General features: G+C 55.9%; 7 protein-coding genes. 1 reads left to right on the forward strand and 6 read right to left on the reverse strand.

What is annotated here, in order from left to right:
- The 6 genes from AS156_RS00620 to AS156_RS00650 all read right to left on the reverse strand — a co-directional run.
- Positions 1–513 (reverse strand): hypothetical protein (locus AS156_RS00620; protein ID WP_201455976.1); only part of this gene is annotated, 513 nt, incomplete at its 3' end.
- 895 nt (positions 514–1408) lie between these two features.
- Complete coding sequence (locus tag AS156_RS00625; RefSeq protein WP_066498621.1) at positions 1409–1918, reverse strand: hypothetical protein; 510 nt, start codon at positions 1916–1918, stop codon at positions 1409–1411.
- Positions 1919–2006: 88 nt separating this feature from the next.
- On the reverse strand, positions 2007–2492 hold the full coding sequence (locus tag AS156_RS00630) for a hypothetical protein (protein ID WP_066498623.1): 486 nt from the start codon (positions 2490–2492) through the stop codon (positions 2007–2009).
- Between the two features lie 223 nt (positions 2493–2715).
- The gene (locus AS156_RS00640) at positions 2716–2979 is read right to left on the reverse strand and encodes a hypothetical protein (RefSeq protein WP_066498629.1); all 264 of its coding nucleotides are present in this window, start codon (positions 2977–2979) and stop codon (positions 2716–2718) included.
- Positions 2980–2995: 16 nt separating this feature from the next.
- A complete protein-coding gene (locus AS156_RS00645; protein WP_066498631.1) occupies positions 2996–3439 on the reverse strand; it encodes a hypothetical protein in 444 nt (147 codons plus the stop codon).
- Complete coding sequence (locus AS156_RS00650; protein WP_136625951.1) at positions 3436–4047, reverse strand: hypothetical protein; 612 nt, start codon at positions 4045–4047, stop codon at positions 3436–3438. The genes AS156_RS00645 and AS156_RS00650 overlap by 4 nt, the downstream gene beginning before the upstream one ends.
- Before the next feature lie 711 nt (positions 4048–4758).
- Between AS156_RS00650 and AS156_RS00660 the strand changes: the two genes are divergently transcribed.
- Complete coding sequence (locus AS156_RS00660) at positions 4759–5085, forward strand: hypothetical protein (protein ID WP_066498607.1); 327 nt, start codon at positions 4759–4761, stop codon at positions 5083–5085.
- Positions 5086–5204 lie beyond the last annotated feature (119 nt).

Consider the following 5204-nt stretch of genomic DNA (forward strand, 5'->3'; position numbering starts at 1 on the left):
GTGAGCGAGCTGTCCGGGAGTGGAGAGCAGAAGCTCGCGTAATGCCGTCATCGATCGCGCCAAGGCGACCTTGAGGGTTGAGATCGGCGCGTAGCCGGAGTTAGCCCGCTTGGCTTCGCCTTCCGCCTGCTCTGCCTTGGCCGTAAGCAGGCGAGCACGGGCTGATGCGATCGGGTCTGCTGCTTCTGACCGGCCAGCAGCAGTCTCCCGAAGATGCCTGATATAGGAGAGGCGAACATCGGCCAGCACGTAGCCACGCTCAGGCTGGCGGCCGACTACCCCACGATCAATCAAATCGTGAAAGTTACGCCGGTTCAGGTCCAGATGTTGCGCACACTCTGCAGCGGATGCTTTTTCGCCGCGCAAATGCTTGACGTACTCGCGAACCACGTCGGACAAGCGATACTTGACAGGGCTTGTCGTCACAGGCGTGACGATCTTCATCCGCCGCAGCTTCGTGAGTTCCGTGGTCTCGACGCACAGCAAGCGCGCCGCTAATTCCTCGCTGATCATGCCAGCGTCTTGCGTTGTTTCAGTCATAGGTTACCTTTCAATGTAAGTTTTGTACCGTTTCGGACATAATGGTGGTGTCCGCCCTTGCTGATTTTCCGAATGTACCGAACCCAGCAGCGAGCGCGCGACATTGGGGTGTTCGGATTATCGGAAGAACCTAAAGCCTATTACAGGCGATCCAGAGCCTTCATTTACCTGTTGGGTGCTTTCTGATTTTCCGAACGATGCCTGACCACGAGCGAGCGCAGCATCGCTCATGCAGCCGTCACTTCGCGCAAGGCGAAGAGAGCAAAAGCTCTACGCATTCAGTGCGTACAGCTCATCCAAGCATGCGAGGTGATTGGCTCTTGTGCTGATCGTGCTGAGGGTCTCGACGAGCATCGTCGCCAGAACGCCTCCAGATGACTCACAGATGGCGCGTGGGGCGTTCTATCAGAACGTGGCTACTCAGCAGCCCAAGCGATTGGGCCGCATTAGACGGACTCGCTAATGGGGATATCCGGCAACCGTCCTGACGGTAGTGACGCTGACCGGACCCGCTGCCTACTATCCACATGGACAGTAGAACCTGCCTCACAGTGAGATGCTTTACACTTGCGGAAACCGCAAGTGAGACGGTGACCGAGCGACGTTGAACGTTTCAACATTTGGCCGGTTCGCCCCATCATTTCTAACCGGGTACTACACACTGAACCTTGCTGCCTGTGTGCTGCGAAGTCACTTGCGTAGAATGTCAAGTGAGGGTTTCTCGGCAAGTTGCCGAATAACTCCGACTTGCACGTTCACGCATGCAGTAGTCGTCAACTGCCTCATGTGAGGCAGTTCAACTGCTGCATGTGCAGCAGTTGGAAACTTAAGTGTTTGCTGTCGCCGTCATAGCGTCGATCGGAAACACTTATGATGCGAGCTGCAGCTTTTCCTGCTCCAGCTCTGCAATCCTGTTCAGAAATGGTTCGTGATGGCGCGACATAGCCATGATGAACCGCTGATCCTCAATCTGCATATCGATACGTTCTGTCGGCGATGCATCACGCCACTTCTGCGCCGACTTGACCTTCTTTGAGATGTCCGCCTCGCGCCAACTCGGAAGACTGCTCTTGTACTGATCTAAATCATAGCGACGATGGTGATGCCGCATATCGATGCGCCATTGCAGAGTTACGCGGCTATCGAAGTCGCATCCATCATACAGTGACAATTCTCCGTGGGTCGGTAACACCATCCACGTTCCCGGCAGCTTCATGGTCCTAAGGGTCCGCGCCACCGCAACCCGGTGTTTCTTCTCGACGCGAGTGATGCCGGGATATGCGAGTTGACAGATGTCGGTTGTGCACCACGCGCCGTGTGGTTCGGTCGCGATCAACGACAAGATCAGTTGTCCGATGCGGCCCGGTCCTTTACTCATTGGTGTTAAAACCTCATGATCGAAATATAAGTGTTTATCGCGCCTCAATGTGAGGGACAGGAAACACTTAGGATTAGTAAGCCGTACATCAAGTCGTCATCCCGGCTTCGCGTACCCATCGCGCCGACAACGTAACCCGCCAGCGCCATGTTCGATCGCCGAGCCCTTTCGCTCCGACGAGCCAGCCAAGTTTGCGGAGCCGTTGGATCGGCGCAAGCATGTCGTGGCTGATCTTGACCACAACGTCGGCGTTGCCGGGTTCAGCATTCGCGGCGATCAACTCGGCGGCCTTGAGCAGTTCGCGATCAAGGCTGGCGTCGAGGCGTGCGGCAGTGATCAATGCTGCCCGGTATGCCCTGCGACTGATCTCGACGGAGATAGCGTCCTGCAGCTCCGGGTTTGATTTCCGGTCAACTTGACCAGAAATCTCTTGAGGTAGTTTCGGCCCAAGTTGGGCCAAAACCTCCGGCTCACGGTCGAAGGCATCGAGGATCGCGCCAACGTTGACGGGACCACGAGTACGGAGCGCGGCGGCCTGATGGTGCGGCGATGCCATCCTGTTGGCGTACTTCATCTCGACTCCTTGTTCGGCAGTTCGCGGATCGCATCCGTCAAAGCCGATTGCGCCGACTCCGATGTGGCAACCAGAGCTTCCGCCCATGCCCTTTGCCTTGGACTCATCTGGTCGTCGGCACGGTAGCGACGACGCATGTCGTGTACGAAGCCAGCTTCGATGGAACCGAGACCGGGACAATCGATCCTTGCGACGGCGGAAAGCCGATCGAGTAGAGCGTGTGTCATTGCGCCTCTGCCTTGTCGGCGATTACATCGACGAGCCTCGTAAGTTCCATGGCGATCTTTTCCGTGGTGCCCGGAGCAGAGCCACCAAGATTGACTCCGAGACGATCAAGTGCAGCAGCGGTGTTCCGTTGCGCTTGGGCCAGCTCCAGCAACGCGAAGGCGATGGCAAATCCGCTGTTGGTAGCTCGTGCCATCTTCTCAAACAATTCTTTAGTAGTCATTTCAAGTTCTGCGCTACGCTGATCATTGGTGATAGTCATTTTAAGTTCCTCATGTTTACATTGCTGCTGACAACGGTAGAGCCACGTCACCGTCATCGATAAGAATTTCAATTTTGCGGAGATCATTGCCGACGCAATGGGCGATGTACTTGCAGTCGGCATAAGGCACGGCAGTTCGCGCGGCTTCGATCAAAGCGTCATCGAATACGCCGTCAGCAAGCTTGTAGATCAGCCAGCGCATACGATGGTTGAGACAAGCGGGACCGACGACGGCGCTGAGCTTCGCCACGATAGCGGCCTGCATCGGTGAAAGCCGCTTCGCTCCACCGCCGAATTGCTCGATGATCCAGCCGGGACGATATCCGCGATCTTTACATAACCAAACGAGGCGGTCGAAGTCCTTCGCCGCCCATTTGATTGCGTCAGCATAGGCAATCGGACACCGATGCACCGACGCAACTCTTGCACGGTAGTCGGCAAGTTGAACTACGTTGCTCATGGGTTTTTCCTCTTCTTGGCGTTGATCTCGGCGGACCTTTTCGCCGCCAATTGGGTCGATGAAAGACCTCTTTTGCGATCGATTATCGGAGACTGCGTCTCTTCTTTAGCTTCTGTCCGGTCACCGTAACCGGTAGTTTTGTGGTCACCGTGACCGGTATCGGTACCGGTCACCGTAACCGGTATCGATTTGATGACTTTGGCTGAAAGCCAGATGCGACGCTCAGCCTTCCAACCCTTGTCGCTATGGATGGAAATGGATGCGCGGATGATTACGTCGTCGTCTTCGAGCTGCTTCAAGGCGCGCTGCAGGTTCCTGACCTCGACGCCAGCCATCTTTGCTAACACCGGATCGGAGGCGAAGGCGTAGCCACGGCCAACCGCAAGACCTTCAAGCGTCCATGCGATGCGGAGTAAGCGGCTGCATTCGGGATAGCGTTGCATCGTGGCGATGCGCCAGTCGCAGAGTTTCTTTTTCCTTTGCGTGACACTGCGCCATGTCAATGCACCTTCCGGCGTTTCATGGCTCGAAACGAAGCGACGCTTGCGCCAAATTCCCTTGGCTGGGGTCTCAATAGCGCTTATTGGCTGCTTTGAATTCTCAGTCATCGATCAGCCCGGCTTCGACTGCGACCGATCTCGGAACGATCTTTGTAGCTCCGACCTTGATCACAGGCAGCTTTCCCTGAGCAATCTGCAGATAGATCGCGCTAGGACTGACACCGAGTAAGCGAGCCCATTCGACGGGCCGCCAGCCAAGGCGGTTGGTATCGAACGATGACGATGGTTTCATGTTTTGGTTTCCTTTGGATTGAAGACACAACTTGTCGCGCACCAGCGGGAAGTCATCTGCTGGTGCGTGAGAAGTTGTGTTGACGGCTTGCCTTAGTAGGCCGTCAATCAACTTCGTGATTTACGATGTCAAAGAGCCCGCTGGCCCAATCGCTTGGGCCGCGTTTCACGTCATGCGCTTTCGCTTGGCTGTGATGATCTAACGATATCTAGAGCGCTCTACGAAAAGCAAGTCGCTTGGCGGGAAGGAGTCCCATTCTTGCGAATGCAAGAAACGCCTGTGCCGCAGCGGTTTCTTTAATTTGTCAAGTTGAGCTTACGGCGCATCCATGGGAGTCGGCCCGAATTAGCATATGCGTAAAAGCGCAGCGAATCCGCCGCGCCGCATAATTACAGCGCGGTAAGGTCCGTTCACGTCTTCGAGAGAAACTGATGGGCCGGGACTCCATCCGCACATGGCGACTTGCGACTCCGTGTGCGCGAGATAAGTCGGCCCAAGGATCAATGCGCCCTTGGAGGATTTTCAAAATGGATAACAAAGAACGGCTGATCGACGAGTTCGGAGAACTGCTCGCCGATCTCGCAGATGATACGACTAGCAGGCTGCTCGAATACTCTCACGAGGACCGCGCAGAGATCGCCGTTCAGATGGTTGCAGAGGCCGACTTGGCTTTCGCAGCTTGGTTCGATGACGAGGATACCTTTCACACAATCCCGCTCAAGGGCAGCGATTTAGCTCGCAGCATCATTGTAGACGGCAATCTGAAAGCGGCGGAAGAGCTGCACATTGCCTGTATCCCGGCAATCAATCCGATGGGCGCTAAGCTTCTCATCGAGGCAACCCGTGATTTGTGAGAATTGCGGGCGGGGGTGGTAGAATGACCGCACTCGTCCTGCACTTCTGCAAAACAGAACCTCCGGCAGAGCTGCTGTCCTACGTCAGGGAGCTGGCGAGGCGCTTGGCGCGGGAGGAT

The organism is Bradyrhizobium macuxiense (genome assembly GCF_001542415.1).
Taxonomy (GTDB): Bacteria; Pseudomonadota; Alphaproteobacteria; order Rhizobiales; family Xanthobacteraceae; genus Bradyrhizobium; species Bradyrhizobium macuxiense.